This is a genomic window from Staphylococcus sp. FSL W8-0271 (genome assembly GCF_038006605.1).
Classification (GTDB): domain Bacteria; phylum Bacillota; class Bacilli; order Staphylococcales; family Staphylococcaceae; genus Staphylococcus; species Staphylococcus cohnii.
Genome location: NZ_JBBOVM010000001.1, coordinates 352,917 through 376,107, shown reverse-complemented (window position 1 = coordinate 376,107; position 23,191 = coordinate 352,917). Strand labels below are relative to the sequence as shown.

The 23,191-nt window shown below is 33.4% G+C and carries 26 protein-coding genes and 1 pseudogene; 13 read left to right on the top strand and 14 right to left on the bottom strand.

Features of this window, described 5'->3' with window-relative positions; all coding sequences use genetic code 11:
* Positions 1–15 precede the first annotated feature (15 nt).
* The gene (locus tag NST87_RS01795; protein WP_340721259.1) at positions 16–954 is read right to left on the bottom strand and encodes a nucleoside hydrolase; all 939 of its coding nucleotides are present in this window, start codon (positions 952–954) and stop codon (positions 16–18) included.
* Between the two features lie 380 nt (positions 955–1,334).
* Here NST87_RS01795 and NST87_RS01790 point away from each other — a divergent pair, with 380 nt between their 5' ends.
* Together NST87_RS01790 and NST87_RS01785 are read left to right on the top strand one after the other, a co-directional pair.
* Positions 1,335–2,225 carry a DMT family transporter gene (locus tag NST87_RS01790; protein WP_340721258.1) on the top strand — a complete coding sequence of 297 codons (891 nt, stop codon included), beginning with the start codon at positions 1,335–1,337 and terminating at the stop codon, positions 2,223–2,225.
* A gap of 88 nt (positions 2,226–2,313) precedes the next feature.
* A complete protein-coding gene (locus NST87_RS01785) occupies positions 2,314–2,883 on the top strand; it encodes a TetR/AcrR family transcriptional regulator (protein ID WP_019469975.1) in 570 nt (189 codons plus the stop codon).
* Between the two features lie 124 nt (positions 2,884–3,007).
* On the opposite strand, the gene NST87_RS01780 is transcribed toward NST87_RS01785, so the two are convergent.
* Positions 3,008–3,775, bottom strand: coding sequence for a trypsin-like serine peptidase (locus tag NST87_RS01780; RefSeq protein WP_019469974.1), 768 nt, complete (start codon positions 3,773–3,775; stop codon positions 3,008–3,010).
* Between the two features lie 245 nt (positions 3,776–4,020).
* Between NST87_RS01780 and NST87_RS01775 the strand changes: the two genes are divergently transcribed.
* Together NST87_RS01775 and NST87_RS01770 are read left to right on the top strand one after the other, a co-directional pair.
* Positions 4,021–4,992: an LLM class oxidoreductase gene (locus NST87_RS01775; RefSeq protein WP_019469973.1), complete on the top strand. Its 972-nt coding sequence runs from the start codon at positions 4,021–4,023 to the stop codon at positions 4,990–4,992.
* On the top strand, positions 4,976–5,209 hold the full coding sequence (locus tag NST87_RS01770; protein WP_019469972.1) for a DUF896 domain-containing protein: 234 nt from the start codon (positions 4,976–4,978) through the stop codon (positions 5,207–5,209). The genes NST87_RS01775 and NST87_RS01770 overlap by 17 nt, the downstream gene beginning before the upstream one ends.
* 208 nt (positions 5,210–5,417) lie before the next feature.
* Here the strand turns inward: NST87_RS01770 and NST87_RS01765 are convergent, their stop codons facing one another.
* Positions 5,418–6,275: a fructosamine kinase family protein gene (locus NST87_RS01765; protein ID WP_019469971.1), complete on the bottom strand. Its 858-nt coding sequence runs from the start codon at positions 6,273–6,275 to the stop codon at positions 5,418–5,420.
* A gap of 205 nt (positions 6,276–6,480) precedes the next feature.
* On the opposite strand from NST87_RS01765, the gene NST87_RS01760 reads away from it, so the two are divergent.
* On the top strand, positions 6,481–7,545 hold the full coding sequence (locus NST87_RS01760; protein WP_019469970.1) for a quinone-dependent dihydroorotate dehydrogenase: 1,065 nt from the start codon (positions 6,481–6,483) through the stop codon (positions 7,543–7,545).
* A gap of 106 nt (positions 7,546–7,651) precedes the next feature.
* Positions 7,652–8,074, top strand: coding sequence for a universal stress protein (locus tag NST87_RS01755; RefSeq protein WP_019469969.1), 423 nt, complete (start codon positions 7,652–7,654; stop codon positions 8,072–8,074).
* Positions 8,075–8,134: 60 nt separating this feature from the next.
* Here NST87_RS01755 and NST87_RS01750 read toward each other — a convergent pair whose 3' ends face one another.
* The 10 genes and pseudogenes from NST87_RS01750 to yut form a co-directional block, all read right to left on the bottom strand.
* Positions 8,135–8,956 (bottom strand): Cof-type HAD-IIB family hydrolase, encoded by an 822-nt coding sequence (locus NST87_RS01750; protein ID WP_064263738.1) that lies wholly within the window; start codon positions 8,954–8,956, stop codon positions 8,135–8,137.
* Between the two features lie 53 nt (positions 8,957–9,009).
* Positions 9,010–9,240, bottom strand: a complete 231-nt coding sequence (locus NST87_RS01745) for a VOC family protein (protein ID WP_233433248.1) — start codon at positions 9,238–9,240, stop codon at positions 9,010–9,012.
* 295 nt (positions 9,241–9,535) lie between these two features.
* Positions 9,536–9,949 carry a MarR family winged helix-turn-helix transcriptional regulator gene (locus NST87_RS01740; protein WP_019469966.1) on the bottom strand — a complete coding sequence of 138 codons (414 nt, stop codon included), beginning with the start codon at positions 9,947–9,949 and terminating at the stop codon, positions 9,536–9,538.
* A gap of 415 nt (positions 9,950–10,364) precedes the next feature.
* Entirely contained in the window at positions 10,365–11,279 is a 915-nt protein-coding gene (locus tag NST87_RS01735; RefSeq protein WP_019469965.1) for an ABC transporter substrate-binding protein, read from the bottom strand.
* A gap of 119 nt (positions 11,280–11,398) precedes the next feature.
* The gene (locus NST87_RS01730) at positions 11,399–12,091 is read right to left on the bottom strand and encodes an ABC transporter ATP-binding protein (protein WP_019469964.1); all 693 of its coding nucleotides are present in this window, start codon (positions 12,089–12,091) and stop codon (positions 11,399–11,401) included.
* Positions 12,084–12,869 carry an ATP-binding cassette domain-containing protein gene (locus NST87_RS01725; protein ID WP_019469963.1) on the bottom strand — a complete coding sequence of 262 codons (786 nt, stop codon included), beginning with the start codon at positions 12,867–12,869 and terminating at the stop codon, positions 12,084–12,086. Before NST87_RS01725 ends, NST87_RS01730 begins: the two co-directional genes overlap by 8 nt.
* Positions 12,862–13,683, bottom strand: coding sequence for a nickel transporter permease (nikC, locus tag NST87_RS01720; protein WP_019469962.1), 822 nt, complete (start codon positions 13,681–13,683; stop codon positions 12,862–12,864). Before nikC ends, NST87_RS01725 begins: the two co-directional genes overlap by 8 nt.
* Positions 13,680–14,660, bottom strand: a pseudogene (gene nikB, locus NST87_RS01715) (nickel ABC transporter permease). Before nikB ends, nikC begins: the two are co-directional and overlap by 4 nt.
* Positions 14,657–16,126, bottom strand: a complete 1,470-nt coding sequence (gene nikA, locus NST87_RS01710) for a nickel ABC transporter substrate-binding protein (RefSeq protein WP_390325927.1) — start codon at positions 16,124–16,126, stop codon at positions 14,657–14,659. The pseudogene nikB and the gene nikA overlap by 4 nt, the downstream one beginning before the upstream one ends.
* Positions 16,127–16,247: 121 nt before the next feature.
* Entirely contained in the window at positions 16,248–17,147 is a 900-nt protein-coding gene (yut, locus tag NST87_RS01705; RefSeq protein WP_019469958.1) for an urea transporter, read from the bottom strand.
* 210 nt (positions 17,148–17,357) lie between these two features.
* Here yut and NST87_RS01700 point away from each other — a divergent pair, with 210 nt between their 5' ends.
* The 7 genes from NST87_RS01700 to NST87_RS01670 are packed head-to-tail and all read left to right on the top strand — an operon-like array spanning position 17,358 to position 22,415.
* Positions 17,358–17,660 carry an urease subunit gamma gene (locus tag NST87_RS01700; protein ID WP_019469957.1) on the top strand — a complete coding sequence of 101 codons (303 nt, stop codon included), beginning with the start codon at positions 17,358–17,360 and terminating at the stop codon, positions 17,658–17,660.
* Positions 17,661–17,673: 13 nt separating this feature from the next.
* Positions 17,674–18,087, top strand: a complete 414-nt coding sequence (locus NST87_RS01695; RefSeq protein ID WP_019469956.1) for an urease subunit beta — start codon at positions 17,674–17,676, stop codon at positions 18,085–18,087.
* Complete coding sequence (ureC, locus tag NST87_RS01690) at positions 18,084–19,799, top strand: urease subunit alpha (RefSeq protein ID WP_064264553.1); 1,716 nt, start codon at positions 18,084–18,086, stop codon at positions 19,797–19,799. Before NST87_RS01695 ends, ureC begins: the two co-directional genes overlap by 4 nt.
* Before the next feature lie 11 nt (positions 19,800–19,810).
* The gene (gene ureE, locus NST87_RS01685; RefSeq protein WP_064264554.1) at positions 19,811–20,263 is read left to right on the top strand and encodes an urease accessory protein UreE; all 453 of its coding nucleotides are present in this window, start codon (positions 19,811–19,813) and stop codon (positions 20,261–20,263) included.
* Positions 20,256–20,945 carry an urease accessory protein UreF gene (locus NST87_RS01680; RefSeq protein ID WP_019469953.1) on the top strand — a complete coding sequence of 230 codons (690 nt, stop codon included), beginning with the start codon at positions 20,256–20,258 and terminating at the stop codon, positions 20,943–20,945. The genes ureE and NST87_RS01680 overlap by 8 nt, the downstream gene beginning before the upstream one ends.
* Before the next feature lie 13 nt (positions 20,946–20,958).
* Positions 20,959–21,573: an urease accessory protein UreG gene (gene ureG, locus NST87_RS01675; RefSeq protein WP_019469952.1), complete on the top strand. Its 615-nt coding sequence runs from the start codon at positions 20,959–20,961 to the stop codon at positions 21,571–21,573.
* Positions 21,573–22,415: an urease accessory protein UreD gene (locus tag NST87_RS01670; RefSeq protein ID WP_019469951.1), complete on the top strand. Its 843-nt coding sequence runs from the start codon at positions 21,573–21,575 to the stop codon at positions 22,413–22,415. Before ureG ends, NST87_RS01670 begins: the two co-directional genes overlap by 1 nt.
* A gap of 537 nt (positions 22,416–22,952) precedes the next feature.
* On the opposite strand, the gene NST87_RS01665 is transcribed toward NST87_RS01670, so the two are convergent.
* Positions 22,953–23,159 carry a hypothetical protein gene (locus NST87_RS01665; RefSeq protein WP_019469950.1) on the bottom strand — a complete coding sequence of 69 codons (207 nt, stop codon included), beginning with the start codon at positions 23,157–23,159 and terminating at the stop codon, positions 22,953–22,955.
* Between the last annotated feature and the right edge of the window lie 32 nt (positions 23,160–23,191).

Sequence of the window (23,191 nt, the reverse complement as noted above, 5' to 3'; positions counted from 1 at the left end):
TATCCATAATTTAGCTTACACGTTATAACTTTTCAACATATGTTCCATCAATGTCCAAACACGTTCAACATCTACAGCCGTAGCAAAATATGCATTTTTTTCTTTGTTTGTGACATTATTTAAGTCGACTGACATTGTACCGTAAGTGAGCGAACTTTGATGTTCTATGTCGATGTGTGTCTGCTGCATAGTAAATAAGTCAGGTTGCAATAAGTATAAAATTGTACACGCATCATGAATAGGACCCCCATCCATATTAAAATGTGTTTTATAAGTAGATTTGAAAAATTCTAGTAGTTCAATAACAAATTGAGATATTTTATTATCAATGCTACTAAATCTTTGAATTACTTCATCTGTTGCTAAGACCTGATGAGTCACATCTAACCCAAAAACATTTATGTTTATCCCACTTTCAAATACTCGTTTAGCAGCTTCTGCATCCACCCAAATATTAAATTCAGCGGTAGGCGTCCAATTCCCGAAAGTACCGCCTCCCATAATTGTAATAGAATCAATTGATTGAGCAATACTAGGGTCTTTGATTAATGCAGTCGCAACATTTGTAAGTGGACCTGTTGCAACAATTGTTACAGGATCAGCGCTTTGTTTTAATGTCTTAATAATTACATCTGCAGCGTGATATTGAGTTGGTTTCAACGATGGCACTTCAGGTAATTTAGGTCCATCTAATCCCGAATCCCCGTGAATTTCCGAAGCGAAAGAAGCAGGTTTTATTAGTGGTCGCGAAGCACCTACAGATACTTCGATATCTCGTTTTCCCATAACTTCTAATACATTAAGTGCATTTTTGGTGTTTTTTTCAACTGCTTGGTTTCCTGCTACAGTGGTCACGGCTAATATATCAAGTGTACTATATTTCGCACCTGCTAGAATTAAAGCTATCGCATCATCATGACCTGGATCACAATCCATGATTATCTTTTTAGTCATTTAACACACTCCAATCATCTTATGTATATTAAATATGAATTAAATCAATTTAATATGAGTATTGTTTTGTAGTAAATATTTTATCATTCAGCATCACTACCCTAATTACAACGGCATTGCTTCATTTATTAAGATTTATTTTTTATACTACTGTTAAAACAATCATACTACTTTTCTACTAGTTCCGCTTTTTATTTTCCGAAAATTCACATATTTTTATAGAAATATCACATTTTTTGCATGAATTGTGTTTGCTCCAATTAAAAATACTGGTAAGTTAGTATCATTACACAACTTGAGGTGGTCTTAAATGCGAGCAATTTTAATTGGTATATTAGCTGCTTTCTTTTTTTTCTATTACATTCATACTAAATCATGCGATGTCTAGCGAAGGTGGCAGTTGGCTTTTTAGTGCGTCACTACGCTTTATCTTTATGTTCCCTTTTTTGTTAATGATGGTTATTTGGAACCGTAAAGGTCGTCATCATATTATTTTATTGCATATTAAGCAAAATTTTTCCAGGTGGTTATTGTGGAGTTCACTTGGTTTTGTCTTTTTTTATGTACCCATAACTTTTGTATCAAATTATAGCCCAGGTTGGCTTATTTCTGCGACATGGCAATTAACCATTATTTGCGGCCTTTTTACAGCTCCATTTTTCTACACATATATACAACTAGGACAATCAATGAGAGAACGTATACCATGGCGTTCACTAACTACATCTAGCATTATGATATTAGGGGTTATCATTGTACAAATTCCACACATTTCGAATATAGAATTACATATTTTCCTATTATCTGTCATACCGTTGATGATTGCAGCATTTTGTTACCCCTTAGGTAATCGTAAAATGATGGTGCTTGTTGGCAACGATTTAAATACGATCGAACGGATATATGGCATGACCTTAGTTACCTTACCATTATGGTTGATCATTTTTCTGATTGGAGTAGCTACTCAGGGGCTACCCTCTTCAGATCAAATCACGCAAACCTTTTTAGTTGCGATTTTCTCTGGTATCATAGCAACAACATTATTCTTCTATGCAACGAATATAGTGAAACATAACCAAACTAAGTTAGCTGCTGTTGAAGCGACACAAGCGATGGAAATCGTTTTTACACTAATTGGCGAAATGTTACTTTTAGGCTTAGCGTTACCAAATTTTTTAAGTATTGTTGGTATTATGATCATTATTTTAGGTATCATCATTTATTGTTTTTTAAATAGTAAAATAAATGACAGTAAAATAGAATTGAAATAAAATCAAATCCAGTTATGTTTATTGACAACTTGTTCGTAAAGCAAGATAATTTGTCTAATGATAATAACAAATATAGAGGTGTAATTAATTGACTCATACTCATATAGATCCCCGTATTATAAGAACTAAAAAATTATTAATGAACGCTTTTCGTGAAATTGCAAAAGAAAAAAAGTTAGTGTCAATTACGGTTAAAGATATTACCGAACGTGCCACTGTCAATCGTGCTACCTTTTATGCTCATTTTTACGATAAATATGACATCATGGATTATACATTGTCCGAAACAATCTTAAAAAATTTAAATCAATCGCTCAATATGGTTGCAGAATTAAATGAAAAAGCACTGTGCCAATGTTTTATTACAATTACTAGTTATATCCAAGATACTCATGAGGAGTGCCGTCTAAATAGTGAAGCATATGGGGAAATTGTCGAGAAAAGAGTTAAAGAAGAATTAGAAGATATTTTCTTAAAATTAATGTCTGATGAACACAAAGATATAGATAGAGAGACTCTTGCTACAAGTGCACGATTTCTATCATGGGGATTATACGGCATTGCTAAACATTGGTTCCATTCGAGTAATTTACCTGCTGAATCATACATCAACAAGTCATTACCTTTCATTACATCCCAACTTTCAAATCAAAAGTAATTTGCACAGTGAGTTTGACGATGAAAATAGTTATTCTATAATCATTCACATTACCCCTCGTTAAAGCTTAAGTTATCGAAACTTTTTTAACGAGGGGATTGATCTATTTAAGTAAAATACATGCTTAAACATTGTGTTCATTGATAAATTGTAATACTTCGCCTGTAATCGCTACTGCATTATTGCTTTCTCCTTCTATACCACCATAATGTAGACCGATTAATTCATTATTTGCATTAAAGACAGGTGAGCCTGAATTTCCGCCAAATGTGCTGGCACTATATGTTAATATACTGTCATTGTTACTTATGACTTTACCCGAGCTTTCCCACATCGTTGCTAAAGGTTTGTCACCTGGATAACCTGTAACTGTTATTGGATCATTACTAGACACAGTACTAGTTTCACCAATTGTGGCAGGTGTCACAACATCTCCAACTGATTGCCCTTCATTGTTTTTATTAAAATGAACTAGTACTAAGTCAGCATCTCCAGGATAGGCTACCACTTCTTTTTCTGTAAATGTACCATACGGAAAACTCTTTTCGTTTTCAGCAGCAGGCGCAAATGATAGCTTTCCATCACCGTTATTTACTACATGCTTATTCGTCAATACTGTATTTTTACCAACAACCACACCAGTAGCGATTGTTTCTCCTTTTTCTATGTAGCCGATGGATTGGTAATGACTAGATTGAGTATTTTCAATTTGATGTCTATTTTCACCTGGTAACATGACTCTTGGTGTGGCAGTACCTACTTGATTGCTCTCATTAGCCTGTTGCGAACTTTTCATAGTATCATTTTGATTTTGTGCTTGTACCTCAGCATTGATAGCGCTTGATAAAAATAATAGTGTGCCAATAATGATGCTGACTAATATGTTTTTCAACAAAACCTACCTCCTATTAAAAATATTACTTTTTAAATTTACAGAATTTTAAGATTTTAATCAATTATTACTTAGTATATTAATTATGTGATTTAAACAACATATTGCTCACTTTGTCGCTTATGCAATGAATTTATAAACATGTTGTTTGCATTATAATAACTCATGCCATATAATCTATCTAAACAACAAGTGTTACTTAGTTTACAGTCGTTGTTTAATTTAATTGAAGAGGAGGGATAGACGTGACAACAATTCAGACACACAGTGGTTTTCAAAGAACTTTTCAACAGGAACATTTAACCTTAGGATTAATGTCACCCTTTGATGATTCTGAAAATATCGCATTGCCAATTGATCAACAAATAGCATTAGTTCAATATGCTGAAAAACTTGGATTCACAAGCTTATTTGCGCGAGATAATCCTTTATATAGTCCGCACCTTGGTAATGTAACGACAAACTACGATCCGTTTGTGTTTTTAACTTTCATCGCTGCTAACACATCAAAAATCGCTCTCGGAACATCTAGTATTGTTGCGACATTACGTCATCCTGTGCATATAGCTAAAGCATCTACCTCTCTTGATTTAATATCAAACGAGCGATTATTATTAGGGATTTCTACTGGAGATCGTCAATTTGAATTTCCAACTTTTAAAATCAATCCAAATGATCTAAGTCAACATTTTCGATCAGCTGTGTCATCTTTAAAAGAATTATGGCAATCATCATCACCACAAACGTCAAATACTTTATTTGAACTGTACGAAGATTCTGGCTTACAAGTATTACCAAAGCATAAGCATATTCCTATGTTCGCAACAGGATACGCCAAACAACATATTGATTGGTTAAAAACACATGTGGATGGTTGGTTATTTTATCCTCAACCTTTCCAACAACAAAAAGCTTTATTACAGCAATGGCATCAAAATGATACATTCAAACCCTTTATGCATCCTTTGGTAATTGATTTATCAGTTAATCCGAATGAACTTGTAAAGCCGATTAAAGGTGGTTATCGCCTAGGAAGAAACACTTTGTTAAACATCCTAAAAGCATATGAACGTATCGGAACCAATCATATCATGTTACAGTTTATAACCAACGACAGAACTTATAAAGAAATATTAACAGAGGTAGGTAATGAAATTATTCCACACTTTCCACCTCGACATTTACAGGAGGACAAAATTTATGAAACTACTAGATAGAATTAACCAATTAGCAAACAAAGAAAAAGTGCAAACTTTGACTGTAGAAGAAAAACAAGAGCAACACGTGTTAAGACAAGAATATCTTCAAATGATTCGCGGCCAAGTCGTTAACACATTTTCTACTTTGAAAGTTGTAGATCCTTTAGGTGAAGATGTTACACCTGATAAAGTTTATAAATTGCGTGAAGAAATGGGCACACTAAATTTAGATTAATAAGAAACCCGTCAAGCAACTGATACTTGACGGGTTTCTCTATAACTATTAAATTGAAACGTGTTAATAACTCTGTTCATTATATTTTATACTTATCTTTTCATTTTAAAGAGTTGATGCTTTCTAACACACTTTTAAGCTGAAATATTAGTAATGAAAGCAATGTGTAACATAACTATATAACAACATAGAAGCATCTTTTCTACGTTTAACTATTTAATATCTTTTCCATGGATCGATCTACACTGCCTGCATACATACTGCCAAATTTCAGTAAATGCACCATTAATAAATACAAACGATAAAATTCTAGTCTTTCATTGGCACCTTTACTTAAAGGATAATGCTTATTATAGGAATCATAAAAAGTTTGAGTAAAGCCACCAAACACAGTAGTTATACCTAAATCAAATTCTCTATCACCATATAGTGGTGCCGGATCAAACAATGCAGGTTGACCATTTTCTAAAAACATATAATTACCACCCCACAAATCACCGTGCAATAATGAGGGTTTACTTGTATGGTCACTCAATGCACTTACAATGACTTCCCGCACTCTATGATAAGTTTGTACATCTTCCTCTATCCATAAACCTTGATCTACCAATCTATCTTTTAAATGATCTAAACGACGTTCAACAAATATGGTCGTCCAACTATCAGACCAATCATTGTCGAATGATACATCACCACCCTCATAAGGTAAATCAAAACCAAACTTGCCATCTGGCTGCTGTTGTTGATGCATTTTAGCTACCAATTCTCCAAGTTCAGCTTGGCTACCTTGGTTTCCTTCATTTAAAAAACTTAGCAAAAGATAGGCATCTCCATCGATTTCACCACTATCTATGACTATTGGCGCAGTAATTCCAGCTTTTTCAAATAAATTAAGGCCAGCAACTTCGGCATCAAAAAAGGCTTTACTTCTCTGACGTTGTATTAATAAAAAATATGGCTTTTGAGATGTTTCTACGCGATAGGCTTCGTTAACGTCTCCACCGCTTACTGGTGCAATAGACTGTATATTGTCTAATGGTAATTGTGATTGCCATTGTTTTTTCATAAAAATATCCCTCCATTATTCCATCACATCATTGTACTATTACCGTTTTATTTAAAATTTAATCAAAATCAGTTTCTTCTCTAATAATTTGAAGGTTATATTAATATTTCTTATTTATACTAGGCATATGAATACTAAAATGCTAGTCTATTAAAGACATATATTTTCATCTACTACTAATTTAAACAAATGGAGCGATTACAACATGTATAAGTTAATTAAACCTATTTTATTTCAATTAGACCCTGAAAAAGCACACGGCATGACTATTAATGCCCTTAAAATCCCTCAAAAGCACACTATATTGCTGCCAATACTCGAAAAAATATTTCATTATAGACATCCTATATTATCTCAAAGCATCAAAGGTATACATTTTGAAAATCCAATCGGATTAGCTGCGGGATTTGATAAATCTTGTGAAGTTCCTAAAGCACTAGATAAAGTTGGACTTGGATCGTTAGAATTAGGGGGCGTAACACCTAAACCACAGCCTGGCAATCCTAAACCACGCATGTATCGATTAGTAGAAGACCACGCGCTAATCAATCGTATGGGGTTTAATAATTTAGGTATGAATAAAGCGTTGAGTAATCTAAGAAAATATAGTTACCATACGCCTATAGGCTTAAATGTTGGAGTAAATAAAGCAACGCCATATGAAGCACGTTACCAAGATTATATAAAAGTCATAGACACATTTAAAAATGACGTTACATTTTTTACCGTTAACATCAGTTCTCCTAACACGGAAAACCTACAAAGTTTTCATGATAAAAATGAATTTTCTCAATTATGTACTGCTATACAAAATTATAAAGCACAACATGAGCTTAACGTACCTCTTTTTATAAAATTAACATCTGACCTTAGTACAGAAAATTTGTCTCGAATGCTTAAACCTATAACACAAACGTTTGATGGCATCATTTTAGCAAATACTACGCAAAAGCGTGAACAATTACATTCCATTAATCAAAAAGAATCTGGTGGGTTAAGTGGCAAACCTTTATTTAAACGAAATTTAAAACTGATTGCACATACCTATAAAGAAACGCAAGGTCAGTTTTTAATCATTGGTACTGGTGGCATTTTCGAAGCGAATGACGTCATCAAAATGTTACGTCATGGCGCATCGCTGGTTCAAATTTATAGTTCACTCGTATTTGAAGGCCCTGGATTAACTAAAACCATGAACAAACAGCTGGCACAATATTTACTAAGCAATGGATACAAACATATCGGTGATATCATAGGATTAGATGCGTAAAATATTTTAGTTTTTCTAGTCGAATTATTTATTGTAAAATATTAATTGTGAAATTATGATGATTTTTTATTATATAGGGTAAACAATTATCGAAGGGGGCGCTACAATGTATAAAAATATATTATTAGCATATGATTTTGATAATTCTTTTAATAACGTTCCTAAAGAATTACAAAATTTAACTACCGGCGTTGACAATGCAAAAATTACTATTTTCAACGTTATACCTGAAGGTGATTTACAAACTTCGGTTCGCTATGATGGCAAACATTTTGAAGAATTAGCTGAAGAAAAAGGTAATGAGATAACACCTTTTGTAGAAAAATTAGAATCACTCGGCTTAAAAATTCAAGTGAAGTTTCGTTCTGGCTATATTAAACAAGAAATATTAAGTGAAATCGAAGAAAACAGCTATGATATCATCGTTATGAGTAATAAACGGGCCAAACCAGACATAAAAAATGTACTGGGAAATGTTACTCATAAAATCGCTAATAGCGCAAATATTCCCGTACTTATTATAAAATAATTGAACATCATTGAAAAACTCATTATTCTATTAAGGAATAATGAGTTTTTTGTCGTTATTTTAGTTTGTAGTATCGTTATCTTGTTTTAAATAGCGCTCGATGACTTGTAGCACACCTGATTCATCATTGGAAGGCGCTCTGTAATTTGCGACATCAGCCACTCCAGGACTACATTCAGCCATTGCATAACTATATGGAGTCAAAGCTAACATTTCTATATCATTATTTGCATCTCCAAAAGCTAGCAATTCTTGTGGTTGTATCTCCCATTTATCTAAAAGTGTTTTAATCGCCACACCTTTATTCACTTTAGGTAAAATTAAATCCAAACTATCATTCCCACTTGTAACTGGCTTTATTTCTTCACCATATTGTGCTTTCAAACCTTTCATTACTTCATCTAAAAGTAATGTATCTTTAATTCTGAGCGCAATCTTAACAAATTCATCTTGCTCAATGTTTTTAAAGTCAGAGACTTTCGTTATATTAAAATAATATTTATTTAAAAATGATAAAAAGTCATTACTCACATCTTCTAATACATAGGCACTTTTAACTCCGCTTAACACAATATCTTCAATATGATAATGATTAATAATCAAATTTAAAACGTCAAATACCAATTGTTGATCAAAATATTCAGCTGCTTCTAACTTGTTATTTTGATACGTCACTGCACCATTTTCAGCGATATACGTTATCTGATGATCCTTACCTGAAAAAAATGAACGTAATTGCGCATATTGATTACCACTTGCAATGATAAATTTTATATCTCTTTCCATCATGCTTTCAAAAATTTTATTGAAATAAGCTTCATCAAATGTATTATCAGATTTAAAAAAAGTACCGTCTTTATCTACTGCTATTGCTTTTATCAAATGTTACACCTTACATTCCTGTACAAATCATTAAAAGATGGGGTTATAAGTCATTACATCACAATGACATTGAATAAATGGCCATCTATATCACTAAATAAAGCCCCGTAATATCCCTCATGTTCCGTGCCTGTTTCTAGTACTTTTCCGCCTGCTTGTTCAACCAACGAAACTAACGTATCAACTTCTGGTTTTGTTGAAACCGAAAGTGATACTAATGTTTCATTGTTACCTATAGACGAAAGTCTAGAAACTTTTTCAAATTGTTTTTTTTCTATCAGCATAATGATTTGGCCACCTTTCGTTTGAATACCTCGCATTTTATTCATCATGTCTTTATGTTTTTTGATTGCAAACCCTATAGTATCAAAAATTTTTCACTAGCTTCCAAATCTTGTACTGGCAAATTGAGCCATGCTGCATTAATTTCCATTAGCCATCCGCTCCCTTTTCAAATTTTTCAACGTATTGCACACTTATAGTAAAACATAAATCACTTTTAAAAACATGACTTATCATTTTCTATTGCAATGCATAAAGCTTTAAAATTCTTATTTTAGTTTTCAATCACAGTAGACTTTAGCCATTATCATCCATGTTTGCCAAAGCGCTGATACTCTTAAAATTAACTTGCTTTAATAATTGTTCGTAAGTATTTAGTGCTTTTTGAGTTACGTTTTCTCCATAACCAGTTAGGTAAATGTACATAGCGCGTTGATCTTCTACACACTCTTGTCTATATACAAGTGGCGTCTCTGTATTTTCCATTCTTACAATAAGTCTAGACATTGCACTTTGACTTAAGTCAACCACTTTAATCAAATCATTAATTTTGTATTTTTTATGCTCTGACTTATAAATTTCATATAATACATAAAATTCTTTAATACTTAGAAAATATTGTTCTTTCAATTTTCTTTCAATCATCGCTTCAATATAATGTATATATTTAGTCATTTTAATCCAGTTATCCACTTTTTGTTCTTTTTTCATTGTATATCTCCCCACTAATCATACGTTTGAAAACTTCTTTAAGTTATTTTTATTGATTAATTCTGAAATAACGTTGTAAAAAACATTATTTCCAAGTGTTGCACTTTTTCATACGACTACCTATATAAATACTTTGCTTTTATAAGTTATATTATTCAATATTCTATAAGTTTCGGTATGTACTTTATAGTTTAAAGGATAAAAATGTCGAACTAAAGACGAGATACTTCCAATTCCTGCTTTTTTTATACATCAACAACATATAATTAGAATATGTTTTTCTTGAGCATAATACAAAAAACCATTTTAGTGTACTAACAACTAATACTAATAAAATAAATTCAATTTTATTAGTGTTTTAATTGTTAATAGTGACTAAAATGGTTTTATTTTGTTAAGTTAACACGATTTATGTTTATTGCTTTTTCAATAATTGCTCTTTCAAATCTTTACGTTCATATTCTAATGAGTAAGGATCATTTAACCAATAAATGCCCTCATCCACTTTAATTGTGTGTCCATTTTTGACAGCCTCAGTACTTTTCCATAAATCTTTATTTTCAAAAGATAATTGAGTTCCTTTAGCGACTGGTGTAACGACATAATCACCTGCCATATCTGGAATTTCTTCTTCAGATATATCAGCTAAATCATTTTTCTCAGTAGCTTTTTCAACATTTTCTGGCATTTTTAAGCCAAATGCATCATACAATACTTCACTACCATGGCCGTATGTCTTACCGAGCGCATACACTTTTTTATCAAAATCTTTTATAATTGAAACAGTTGTATCTTCACCAATAGCTTCTTTTATTGTTTTACCATCATTTTTTGTCTTTTTCTCCCATTCATCAATCCATGCGTTTGCTTGTTTTTCTTTACCTATTATTTTTCCTAGTTCTTGATGTTGCTCTTTGTAGTCATGTTTCAAATAATCAAAAGCAATTGTGGGCGCAATTTTATTTAATTTTTTTAAATTTTTATCAGTATTATAAGTAATAATTAAATCTGGTTTTAATTTTGCGACACTTTCCACATTCTCTGCGTCTACTTTTTTAACGTCTTTAAATTTATCCTTTAATACTTTGCTATCATCCACGATGTTAGCTACACCTACTATGTTCCCATCAAGTTGTTTTAAACCACCTGCATAAGTTGCACCAAGTACGACAATACGTTTTGGCTTTTTAGGTATTTTTACTTTGTCCCCTGAATCTTGAACATACGTCTTTGTCTCTTTCTTACTTTTTGATGACTCATTATCAGATTGATTACCACATGCTGCTAATACCAAAATAAGTGCAAGTAATGGTAATAATAATTTTTTCATTCCTAAATATCCCCTTTTCATTTGTTTACAATTTAAACTGAGCTTAATTATATATTATACTTCATTTATATTGAACGAACCACAAATAATTGTTGATTGTGCATGAATAATTACTCAACTTAATATATAGAAAGTAGCGCTTTCGTATAATGGGCGCGTTCTTCAGAAAATAAATACGCAATCGGAAAATCATCGACAATTTCTCCATCTTTCATAACAACAATTCGCTCAACAAATTGATTTAAAAATGCAATATCATGAGAAATCATAATAATGCCTTTGTTTGTTTGATCATGGTAGTCTTTCAAAACTTTTATCATTCTCTGTTCAGCTATCACATCTAAACTAGCAGTTATTTCATCGCAGATTAACATATCCGGTGCTAACATTAATGTACGTATTGTGTTAAATCGTTGTAACTGCCCACCACTTAACTCGTCTGGAAACTTTTGTAATAATGATTCTTCTAAATGCATATATGACATTAAATATTTAAGATTTGTGCGAATATCTGCTGTTGATTGTGAACCTTTATAATATCGTAATGGTTCTTCTAATGCGGTTTGTATTTTGAATTTGGGATTAAAACTATCGTATGCATGTTGAAATATCGGAAGCATACTTAGTCCTTGTGTTGAATAATGACCTTGATAATTGGTTAATAATCCTAACATTACATGAGCCAATGTCGTTTTACCAGAACCACTTTCACCAACAATGCCAACTTTTTCATTTGAAGCTATCGTCAAATTAATATTTTTTAAAATAGGAGCATTTTTATAAGCAAAGTTTATATGTTGCAACTTAATCATTTATGTCATCCTTCCTTAACTGACTACGCGCATCAAACAATTTAAGACTGTATGGTTTTACATTGCCATCCTTAAATGCTTGAACATGATTAAAATCTATGACTTTGCCATGTTGAATGATGCTAATCCAATCACTAAAATCAAGCACATGAGACAAATTATGCGTAATCATCAGTAAGGTCACTTTATGGACTTCCGCTAAGTACTTGATTAAATGCATCACATTATAACCAGTAATTGCATCTAATGATGCTGTAGGTTCATCGGCAATAATAACACTTGGATTTAACATTAATACACTGGCGATTTGAACCCTAGCAAGTTGACCACCTGATAAATTAAATCTATAACGCGTCATCACTGCTTCTGAATCTAAATCCACCCATCTAAGTGCTTGTTTCACAAACTTTTTAGCTGTAGTTTTATCTACCTTATAATGCATTTTGTAAATCGCAATTAATTGCTTGCCTAATTTTGTGTGATCATTAAAGCTATGTGTGTAATCCTGAGATATAAATCCAATTTCTTTTCCTAGTAAATTGCTTACACCAGTAATTGATTGCCCTTTGTAAACTAACGAATCAAAATGTGTCGTCAACATACTAGGAACTTGTTGTACGAGTGCTTTTGCAGTTAAACTCTTGCCAGAGCCACTTTCACCTACCAAAACATTCACTTTACTTTGTCGTAAAGTTAAATCAAGGTGGTCTACGAGCCTTTGGCCATCGGTATCTGTGATGGTTAAGTTTGTAATTTCTAAAAGGTTATTATTAGCCATCAGCATCACGCTTTCTTTTTAAAAGTCTATCTCTCAATGCATCACCAGTTAAATTAAATAATAAAATAGTTACTGTGATTAAAAATGCGGGTACAATTATTAACAATGGGTATGAACTGATATAATCTCTACCTGCATTTAACATTGCTCCCCACTCTGGAGAAGGTGGCTGTGCACCTAAACCTAAGAATGATAGCGAAGAAATATAAAGTATAATTTTCCCAAAATCTACGGTCATTAAAACGATCACAGAAGGCATCACTTGTGGAAAAAAATGTTTTAAAATAATGCGATGGGTCGGTACATTAAATAGCTTAGCCATTTGAATATACGGTTTGCTTATTTCACTACTGACAATTGAACGTGTGAGTCGTGTGTAAGTCATCCATTTGATAATCGTAATCGCTATCACTAAATTCCATATACTCGGTTTAAAGAAGCTTGCCATAGCAATCATTAACACAAATTCTGGAATACTTAATCCTATGTCGATAACACGCATAATAATCGTATCAACGAAACCTTTTTTATAACCTGCTAAAAGTCCCAATGGCACACCAATGATCACGGTAATCAACAAAGTGATTAAACTGATGATTAATGTATATCTTGCACCGACAATCACCCTTGCTAGTAAATCTCGACCATAGTCATCTGTACCTAGCCAATGTGTGCTACTAGGAAGCTCTAGTGTATGACTCAAATGTACCTCCAATGCACTATCTGCTGAAATAAGAAATTGAGCTACGATGAGTAACAATACATAAATACCAAACACATAAAAAATAAAACTGCCTTTATTTTTATGTCTCATTCAATATCACCATCCTGGCCCTGACGTTTTAATGTATCATTGATTTTGTTAAAACGACGTTTAGGATCGAGCCATAAAAGTAACAAATCACTAATCGTATTGGCTAACACCACAAAGAATCCAATCATGATAACAGCACCTTGTACTACTGGATAGTCCCTCGCTCTAATACTATCTACAAGAAAGTGACCAAGACCTGGTATACCAAATAAATTTTCAATCACTACCGTACCACCAATCAAACTACCAACAGACATACCTAATACTGTAATCACAGGGACAATAGCTGGCTTAAATAAGTCTTTCCATAAGATGTAGTGCTCCGACATTCCTCTTAGTCTAGCCGCTTCTACTTCTTTAGATTGATATAGTTCAACTAAAGTCGAACGCATTAACCTTACATAATATGCACTCATGCCAATACTTAATGCGATTACAGGCAATATATAACCAGCGATGGAATCTAAACCTGATGAAGGAAGTATATTTAATTGTTGTGCAAATATATAAATTAATATCGTTCCTAAAAAAAAGGAAGGCACACTCACAGTAAATGAAGTCAATATTCTTATCTAAGTATCTATCCATGTATGATATCGTTTTGCTGCTAATATACCTAAAGGAATAGCAACTAGAAATACGATAACAATCGTTAATACTGCAATGATTAACGTTGGAGGTGTATAAAAAATCAATGCTTTAGTCACAGGTTCTCCAGTTTGATAACTTGTACCGAAGTTTAATTGTATTATCTGACCTAACCATTGAAAATATTGCATTACTGGTGATTGATTGAGTCCTAATCGTTCTTTCGTAGCTTCAATTTGTTCGCTTGAAACATTCGCTACATCTAAGTGCAAAACTTTATCAACAGGGTCTCCAGGCGTAAGTTCCATTAATATAAAAGTGATAGTAGAAAGGACAAACAATACAATGATCATTTGTCCAATTTTAGAAAGTATATGTTTTAATATCATTCTTTTTTATCAACCTTATAGTCAATAAGATAAATACCTTCTGGTGTTGAAGTTAAATGCTCTACATTCTTATTCATTCCAACGATATTATCATTATAAGAAATATAACTGTTTGCGATGTCATCACTTGTAATATTAATGATTTGATTCGTAATGTTATTACGTTCTTCTTTGTTCACTGTTTTATTTAGCTCATCTATTAATGCTGTGACCTTATGATTATCATAACCACCTGTATTAATTGCGCCTTTTGGTTTGTAAGCTTGGTTAAAGAAATAACCCGTATCCCCTCTAGGAATTGTACCAAAACTGTAAAGTGAGGCATCCCACTGATCTTTATCTTTTAAATAACCCTGTATGTCATCCACATTACGTAATTGGATATCAATATTAGCTTTTTTAGCATCTGACTGAATGACTTGTGCAATTTTAGGTAATTCTGGACGTCCATTATACGTAGATATCGTCAGTTTTAATGGATGTGCTTCACTGTAACCTGCATCTTCCATTAATTTTTTAGCTTGTGCAATATCTTGTTTTTGCACATCTTTATTTTCTATAAAGTCGAGCTTATTGTTGAATGGTCCAGTTGCTGGTGTTGCATAGCCTTTTGAAACATGATCTACAATACGCTTACGATCAATAACTTTATCTAATGCTTCACGCACTTGCTTTGTCATTTTATCACTCGTATGATTATATAATAATAATCCAGTTCTGAAACCAGAGATTGATGAAATTTTCGTCTTATCACTCTCTTTTAATGATTTAACTTTTTCAACAGGTACATCCGTAATGACATCTGCTTTTCCAGAATCTAAATCACTCGTGCGGGCATTGCCGTCTTCTTGATATGTAACATTGATGCGGTCTAGTTTTGGTTTGCCTTGCCAATAATCTTTATTTCGGTCCAATTGAATTTTCTGTGATTGCTTATAATCTTTAATTTGATACGGACCCGTGCCTACAGGTGTTTTATTGATATCTCCTTTAGCTTCAGTATCATAAATAGCTGAGAATGGGCTAGCTAATTCTGAAATGAGTTCAGGATATGCAGTTTTTGTTGTGATTTGCAATTTTTGTCCATCCACTTTGATATCTTTGATTGGCAGTGAACCTTTGACTAAATCACTTTTTTGAATACTTTTCTCCAAGCTGGCTTTAACTGCTTCACCTGTCACTTTTTTTCCATTTTGGAATTTAATATCATCTTTTAATGTTAAATCTAATTGAGTCGGTGATGTTTGTCCGTAAGATTTAACTAGCAACTTTTGAACTTTACCATCTGCTGTCGCTTTAAATAATGATTCTGCAGCACCTACCTTCACAGGTACATCTGTTTCATATGGTGCGATAGATGTCGTTTTCAAAGGTAATTCTATATCTAAAGTTTTGCCTTTAGATTGGCTGCCAGAGCCACTACAACCAGCCAAAATCACTGTTGTAGAAGCTAATACTGTGATGATTTTTTCATAAACATACCTCTTTCCAACAATTTTTATTGAATAATAATCTATCCACAAAGTACACCCTCTTTTATTATACTTAGTTTGTACATTTAATTAAACTTCATGCTTCAATGGTCACTTATTTTTGTACACGCATACGATTTCCTGCGAATAACATTATCCATGTAGCAATAATAAACGGTAAGGTAAAGACAGGTAAGCCAAATGGTGTTAGCAATGTAATCATACCTGCATGTATAACTACCGTGAGTAAGACACCAAGTACAATACTCATATATCTTGGGATTCTAGTTTTAAATGCTACGCCTAATGCTAAAACTGTAAGAATGACATTATAACCAAATAAACCATCATTAATCTGATCATGATTTGCACCGAGCACCGTAACAGCTGCAAAACCAATGACATTAGCAACCATTGCGTAAAGTCCTGCTTTTCTTGAAGCAATAAATATCCCGATTAAAATGAAAGCACCTGCTAAAACACTTTTCAATAAAAAAACTTCACTAAAACCTGATAAAAAGGCACTAATAAAATCGATATGATGTCCCGAATATGTAATTTCTTTGACAGTATTAGGCAATATTTTTACATCTGCATTTACAAACTTGAATTGAAAAGACATTAATAAAACAACCCAGCTTACAAATACATACGGCATCGTTAACATGGGTACACCAAAAGGTTTAAAAAACTCTCTAAATGCTGATCCTAATGGCATTGTTATAATTATTGCAACAATGACTATCAATAAGCTATACCATTCAGGTACTAAAAATAACGTTAATGCAATTGCAGTCAATACTGGATTAAAACCTGCTAAACCACTATTAATCTCTTCATCTGAGTAATTTGTATATTGAGCTAATAATAGTGATATTAAACTAGCAATGAGCGCCATTAAACCAACTTTCCAACTACCTACAAATAGACCTATTAAGATAAATAAACCTGTCCATGCATTGTTCAACAACAAAACCTGTGTGATATTTTTTAATAATATTTGAATCGCATTCAAAATGTCACCTGATTTCTATAAAATTTACGTTATTCATCTTATATCATACAACCTATAATTAAAAGTCTTTCAAATTTTACTAAATTCGCTATTTTCACACTTTTCCTTAATGTGTAATTCTTGTAGTTAGCCTAGCAACCCTTATTATTAAAATGTAGCCACATACACATCGATATTGATTTTAACAGATTTGGAAAGGGAGTGAACAACGTGCATTTTACACAACGTGAGCAAGATAAGTTAATGTTAGTCATTGCATCCGATTTAGCACGTAGACGTCAACAAAGAGGATTAAAATTAAACTATCCTGAAGCAGCCGCTATCATCAGTTTTGAATTGTTAGAAGGCGCACGCGATGGAAAATCAGTAGCAGAACTTATGAGTTATGGAAAACAAATATTAAGTGCAGATGATGTCATGGAAGGTGTTGCAGATATGTTAACTGATTTAGAAATTGAAGCAACATTCCCTGATGGTACAAAATTAATTACTGTCCATCATCCGATAGTCTAAAGGAGGATACATGATGAAACCAGGTGAAATTATTGTTAAACGTACAGAAATCGATGTTAACAAGGGGCTTCATGCCACAGTCATCACTGTAAAAAACACAGGCGATCGTCCTATACAAGTTGGTTCTCACTATCACTTTTTTGAAGTGAATCCTGCATTAGATTTTAATCGTGAACATGCCTATGGCAAACGTTTAGATATACCCGCAGGTGCTGCCGTTCGTTTTGAACCAGGTGATGAAAAAGAAATTCAATTAGTAGAATATAAAGGGAGTCGTAATATTTTTGGCTTCCACGGAAAAGTAAATGGTCCTATAGACGACACACGTGTATTTAAACCAGATGATTATACTAAAGAATCTGATATTATCGATAAAGCTACTTTATCAGAAGATAATGCTAATAAAGAAAGTGGGTATAAAAGATGAGTTTCAAAATGACGCAATCTCAATACACGAGTCTTTATGGACCAACCATTGGTGATTCAGTAAGACTCGGTGATACAAACCTATTCGCTAAGGTCGAAAAAGATTTCGCTACATATGGTGACGAAGCTACTTTCGGCGGCGGCAAATCCATCCGAGACGGTATGGCTCAAAACCCTAACGTAACAAGAGACGACAAAAAAGTTGCAGATTTAGTTATTACTAACGCGCTAATCCTTGATTATGACAAAGTAATCAAAGCAGATATCGGTGTCAAAAATGGCTATATTATGAAAATTGGTAAAGCGGGCAATCCAGACATAATGGATAATGTTGATATCGTTATTGGTGCAACGACTGATGTTATTGCTGCAGAAGGTAAAATCATAACTGCTGGTGCCATTGATACACATGTCCACTTTATCAATCCAGAGCAATCACTCGTTGCTTTAGAAAGCGGCACAACTACATTAATCGGCGGTGGTACAGGAGCTTCTGAAGGCTCAAAAGCAACAACTGTTACACCTGGACCTTGGTACATACATCGCATGTTGGAAGCAGCAGAACAAATTCCATTAAACATTGGTTTTACTGGGAAAGGACAAGCTGTTAACCACACTGCCCTCGTCGAACAAATTCATGCAGGTGTCATTGGTCTTAAAGTACATGAAGACTGGGGTGCAACACCATCTGCTTTAGATCACGCTTTACAAGTCGCAGATGACTACGATATTCAAGTGGCCTTACACGCAGATACTTTAAACGAAGCTGGATTTATGGAAGAAACAATGGCAGCAGTTAAAGACCGTGTATTACACATGTACCATACTGAAGGTGCTGGTGGCGGGCACGCGCCTGACTTAATTAAGTCAGCTTCTTACTCAAACATCTTGCCATCATCCACTAACCCTACTTTGCCGTACACACACAATACAATAGATGAACATTTAGATATGGTTATGATCACACATCACCTTAACGCTTCTATCCCTGAAGATGTTGCTTTTGCTGACTCTCGTATTCGTAAAGAAACAATTGCTGCAGAAGACGTATTACAAGATTTAGGTGTATTTAGTATGGTAAGTTCCGACTCTCAAGCTATGGGTCGTGTTGGCGAGGTAATCACACGTACATGGCAAGTGGCTCATCGCATGAAAGAACAACGTGGTGCGCTTGAAGGAGACGGTGAATATAACGATAATAATCGTATCAAACGTTATATTGCGAAGTACACAATCAATCCTGCAATTACACATGGTATTTCAGAGTATGTTGGATCTATTGATGAGGGCAAACTTGCAGACATCATAATGTGGGACCCAGCGTTCTTTGGTGTTAAGCCTGAGTTAGTGCTTAAAGGTGGAATGATCAATACGGCAATTAACGGTGATGCTAACGGTTCTATTCCAATTTCTGAACCACTCAAATACCGCAATATGTATGGACAATTAGGTGGTAATATGCAAAGTACTGCCATTACTTTTGTTTCATCCACTGCTTATGAAAATGATATAGGTAGAAGTTTAGGGTTAAAACGTAAATTAAGACCAGTTAAAAATATTCGTAAATTAACTAAAGCAGATATGAAAAATAATAACGCTACACCTAAACTAGATGTAGATCCACAAACTTATGAAGTATTTGTCGATGGTAAGAAAATAACAAGTGAACCAGCTACTGAGTTGCCACTAACGCAACGTTATTTCTTATTCTAGGAGGATAAAATATGATCATCGAAGAAATTAAAGGTAATATTGCAAATCTAGCACAAAATGAAAAAAACAAACACGTTGAAAAAGTTTATCTTGAAAATTCTGACTTAGTGAAACGTATTCAACGTGTTACAACAGACCATGGTAATGAAATTGGCATTCGTTTAAAACAGCCTATCGATTTGCAATACGGTGATATTCTATATCAAGACGATACAAATATGATTATTATAGACGTCAATTCAGAAGATTTATTAGTAATCAAGCCACGTACATTACAAGAAATGGGTGACATTGCTCATCAATTGGGTAATCGACATTTGCCAGCACAATTCACAGAAACAGAGATGCTTGTACAATATGACTATCTCGTAGAGGATTTATTGAAAGACTTAGGTATACCCTACAGCCACGAAGATAGAAAAGTAAACCAAGCATTTAGACATATAGGTCATTCACATGATTGATCATGCACATTTGCGCTTATTTCAATTTTGTGATTCTCAATTTCCGACTGGCGCTTTCAGTCACTCATTTGGACTTGAAACATATATCCAAAGAGATATTGTCCATGATGAAGCATCTTTTAAACAATGGCTTGAATTATTCTTAAATGAACAACTTTCGTTTGCTGACGGCTTAACAATGCGCTTAGTCTACGATGCACTAAATCATCATAATACTGAAAAAATATTGTATTTAGATCGTATACTTTTTGTACAAAACCTACCTAAAGAAACCAGACAAGGATCAAAACAAATGGGTAATCGCATGGTCAAACTAGCAGCAGAACTTTACGATAGTGAATGGATACAGTGGTATCAAACGCAAAACAAAAATAAAAAAGCAAAATTGCATCCGGCGATTTGTTTTACAATGCTCGGTCATTATTTAGGCGTCGATATTGAAATGATTATCGATTACTATTTATATCAAAATGTATCGAGTTTAACACAAAACGCAGTTCGTGCAATTCCTTTAGGACAAACTGCAGGTCAAAGAATCGTCTATGAAATGATTCCCTTTATGAAAGAAACAAGAAATCATATTATGACATTAGAGGAGTCACAATTAGGTATCACTGCACCCGGATTAGAGATCAACCAGATGGAACACGAGAACGTAAATGTAAGAATTTTTATATCTTAGGAGGGCATTTCCAATGACAGAGACAGTTAAAATAGGTGTCGGTGGCCCTGTAGGTGCAGGGAAAACACAACTTATTGAAAAATTAGTAAAACAATTATCTAAAGAATTTAGCATAGGTGTCATTACCAACGATATTTATACAAAAGAAGATGAAAAGATTTTAGTTAATTCAGGTGTGTTACCTGCAGAGCGCATCATCGGTGTTGAAACAGGTGGCTGCCCACATACAGCAATTCGTGAAGATGCTTCAATGAATTTTGCTGCCATCGATGAATTAAAAGAACGTAATGAAGATATCGATTTGATATTTATCGAATCTGGTGGCGACAACCTTGCTGCGACCTTCAGTCCAGAGTTAGTCGATTTTTCTATATATATTATCGACGTTGCTCAAGGGGAAAAAATCCCTCGCAAAGGCGGACAAGGCATGATTAAATCTGATTTCTTTGTAATTAACAAGACTGATTTGGCTCCGTACGTCGGTGCTTCATTAGAACGTATGGCTGAAGATACCGAAACATTCCGAGGCAAAAGACCATTTGCATTTACTAATCTTAAAACAGATGAAGGCTTAAATAAGGTTATCGAATGGATAGATCAAGATGTCTTTCTTAAAGGTTTAGCTTAATGGCAAATGCACAGCAAAAATGGACTGGCATATTAGATTTAACTGTTTTTAATAATGGTAGTAAATCTGTTGCGCGTGATATCTTTTTTGAGAAGGCATTAAAAGTCATACGCCCAGTTTACTTAAACGGCTCAGATATACCTACATTTTATATTGTAAATGTAGGCGGTGGTTATTTAGATGGTGACCGTTACAAAATGGATTTCACAGCAGAAGAAAATGCAAATGTGACTTTAACTTCACAAGGTGCGACAAAAATCTATAAAACATTAAATGATCATGTCGAGCAATATCAAAATTTTAACATTAAGGACAATGCTTATATCGAATATGTTGGCGATCCTATTATCGCCTTTGAAAACGCTAAGTTTTTCCAACATAATACATTTAATTTGAGTACCAACGGTTCACTATTCTATACAGATATACTGACACCCGGTTATTCAAAAGAAGATAAAGCCTTCACATATACGTATATGCATCTACTTAATGAAATTTATGTTGAAAATGAACTCGTAACATTTGATAATTTGTTACTTGATCCAACTAAAAATAAAGTTGATGGCCTAGGGTATATGGAAGACTATACACATTTAGGTTCATGCTATTTCATACATCCTGAAGTCAATCAAACTTTTATAGATGATATTTATGATTATATCAAGCATTATCACAAAACATATCATTGTCGTTTCGGTATTACTCAATTACCAACGCATGGTTTCAGCATTAGAATTCTATCAAATAAAACACAGATTATCGAGCGCATTTTAAATGCTGTACAAACGTACGTTGCACAGCATATCTTTGACAGAGAAGTCAATTTCTTAAGAAAATATTAACCTTAATCATGTCGTATATTATGAAATAGCAATTCCAACCTCGGAGCATGAAACATACAGTTTATACTCAATAAAAAGAACTTAGACAAACCCTGTGCAAATTAATGCGTAGGGTTTGTTTATTTTTATTTATATAGATATCTTTCAAATAGCAGTTGTCTTTCAGGCCATTATTGTCACTATTTAATTTATATATATTATCATATTGGCAGTGATTTGGGCTGACTCCTTCGGTAAGCGCACTAGCCAAAAACTATAGGCTAAGGCAGTGTCCGCGGAAAGCATGCACAAAAAAAACCGCCAACAAAGTTGTCGACAGTCTGAAAGAACTTATCTATTTGCATAGGGATAAATTCTTTTTTTATATCATATTTTGATCACGCTTGATTAAAGATATGATTTACATAATTCAAGGCAGTCTACTACTGACAATAAATTGTGCTCAACTTCTATCACTTAGTCCAAAATATTCATATCCAGACATCTATTTATACTGTAATAGCTTATAATGTTATTAAAACTTTCATACCATTTACTTTAAATAATATTTAGCAACCATACGATACTAATGACTAACAATAAAATTGTTGCAATATAAATCGCTAGCTTTTGCCCTTTTTTTAATGATTTTTCTTCATGCGTAAACAAGCTAAATAATGATCCATCTTTACCCATAAGCAGAGCAATAGAATAAATCAGTAGTATAATCGCTATAATTAATACGATTAATGCAACATAAACCATTTGCGATTGACTCCTTTCGAATTTCAATAGTT

What these genes read in the sequence shown, in the direction of transcription:
- NST87_RS01790 (WP_340721258.1), top strand. Translation starts at nt 1,335, where the DNA reads ATGTCTAGCGAAGGTGGCAGTTGGCTTTTTAGTGCGTCACTACGCTTT.
- NST87_RS01670 (WP_019469951.1), top strand. Translation starts at nt 21,573, where the DNA reads ATGGCAAATGCACAGCAAAAATGGACTGGCATATTAGATTTAACTGTT.
- ureC (WP_064264553.1), top strand. Translation starts at nt 18,084, where the DNA reads ATGAGTTTCAAAATGACGCAATCTCAATACACGAGTCTTTATGGACCA.
- ureG (WP_019469952.1), top strand. Translation starts at nt 20,959, where the DNA reads ATGACAGAGACAGTTAAAATAGGTGTCGGTGGCCCTGTAGGTGCAGGG.
- NST87_RS01695 (WP_019469956.1), top strand. Translation starts at nt 17,674, where the DNA reads ATGAAACCAGGTGAAATTATTGTTAAACGTACAGAAATCGATGTTAAC.
- NST87_RS01680 (WP_019469953.1), top strand. Translation starts at nt 20,256, where the DNA reads ATGATTGATCATGCACATTTGCGCTTATTTCAATTTTGTGATTCTCAA.
- NST87_RS01795 (WP_340721259.1), bottom strand. Translation starts at nt 954, where the DNA reads ATGACTAAAAAGATAATCATGGATTGTGATCCAGGTCATGATGATGCG.
- NST87_RS01730 (WP_019469964.1), bottom strand. Translation starts at nt 12,091, where the DNA reads ATGATTAAGTTGCAACATATAAACTTTGCTTATAAAAATGCTCCTATT.
- NST87_RS01665 (WP_019469950.1), bottom strand. Translation starts at nt 23,159, where the DNA reads ATGGTTTATGTTGCATTAATCGTATTAATTATAGCGATTATACTACTG.
- NST87_RS01770 (WP_019469972.1), top strand. Translation starts at nt 4,976, where the DNA reads ATGAAACTACTAGATAGAATTAACCAATTAGCAAACAAAGAAAAAGTG.
- NST87_RS01735 (WP_019469965.1), bottom strand. Translation starts at nt 11,279, where the DNA reads ATGAAAAAATTATTATTACCATTACTTGCACTTATTTTGGTATTAGCA.
- nikC (WP_019469962.1), bottom strand. Translation starts at nt 13,683, where the DNA reads ATGAGACATAAAAATAAAGGCAGTTTTATTTTTTATGTGTTTGGTATT.
- NST87_RS01725 (WP_019469963.1), bottom strand. Translation starts at nt 12,869, where the DNA reads ATGGCTAATAATAACCTTTTAGAAATTACAAACTTAACCATCACAGAT.
- NST87_RS01760 (WP_019469970.1), top strand. Translation starts at nt 6,481, where the DNA reads ATGTATAAGTTAATTAAACCTATTTTATTTCAATTAGACCCTGAAAAA.
- NST87_RS01740 (WP_019469966.1), bottom strand. Translation starts at nt 9,949, where the DNA reads ATGAAAAAAGAACAAAAAGTGGATAACTGGATTAAAATGACTAAATAT.
- NST87_RS01755 (WP_019469969.1), top strand. Translation starts at nt 7,652, where the DNA reads ATGTATAAAAATATATTATTAGCATATGATTTTGATAATTCTTTTAAT.
- ureE (WP_064264554.1), top strand. Translation starts at nt 19,811, where the DNA reads ATGATCATCGAAGAAATTAAAGGTAATATTGCAAATCTAGCACAAAAT.
- NST87_RS01765 (WP_019469971.1), bottom strand. Translation starts at nt 6,275, where the DNA reads ATGAAAAAACAATGGCAATCACAATTACCATTAGACAATATACAGTCT.
- NST87_RS01745 (WP_233433248.1), bottom strand. Translation starts at nt 9,240, where the DNA reads ATGCTGATAGAAAAAAAACAATTTGAAAAAGTTTCTAGACTTTCGTCT.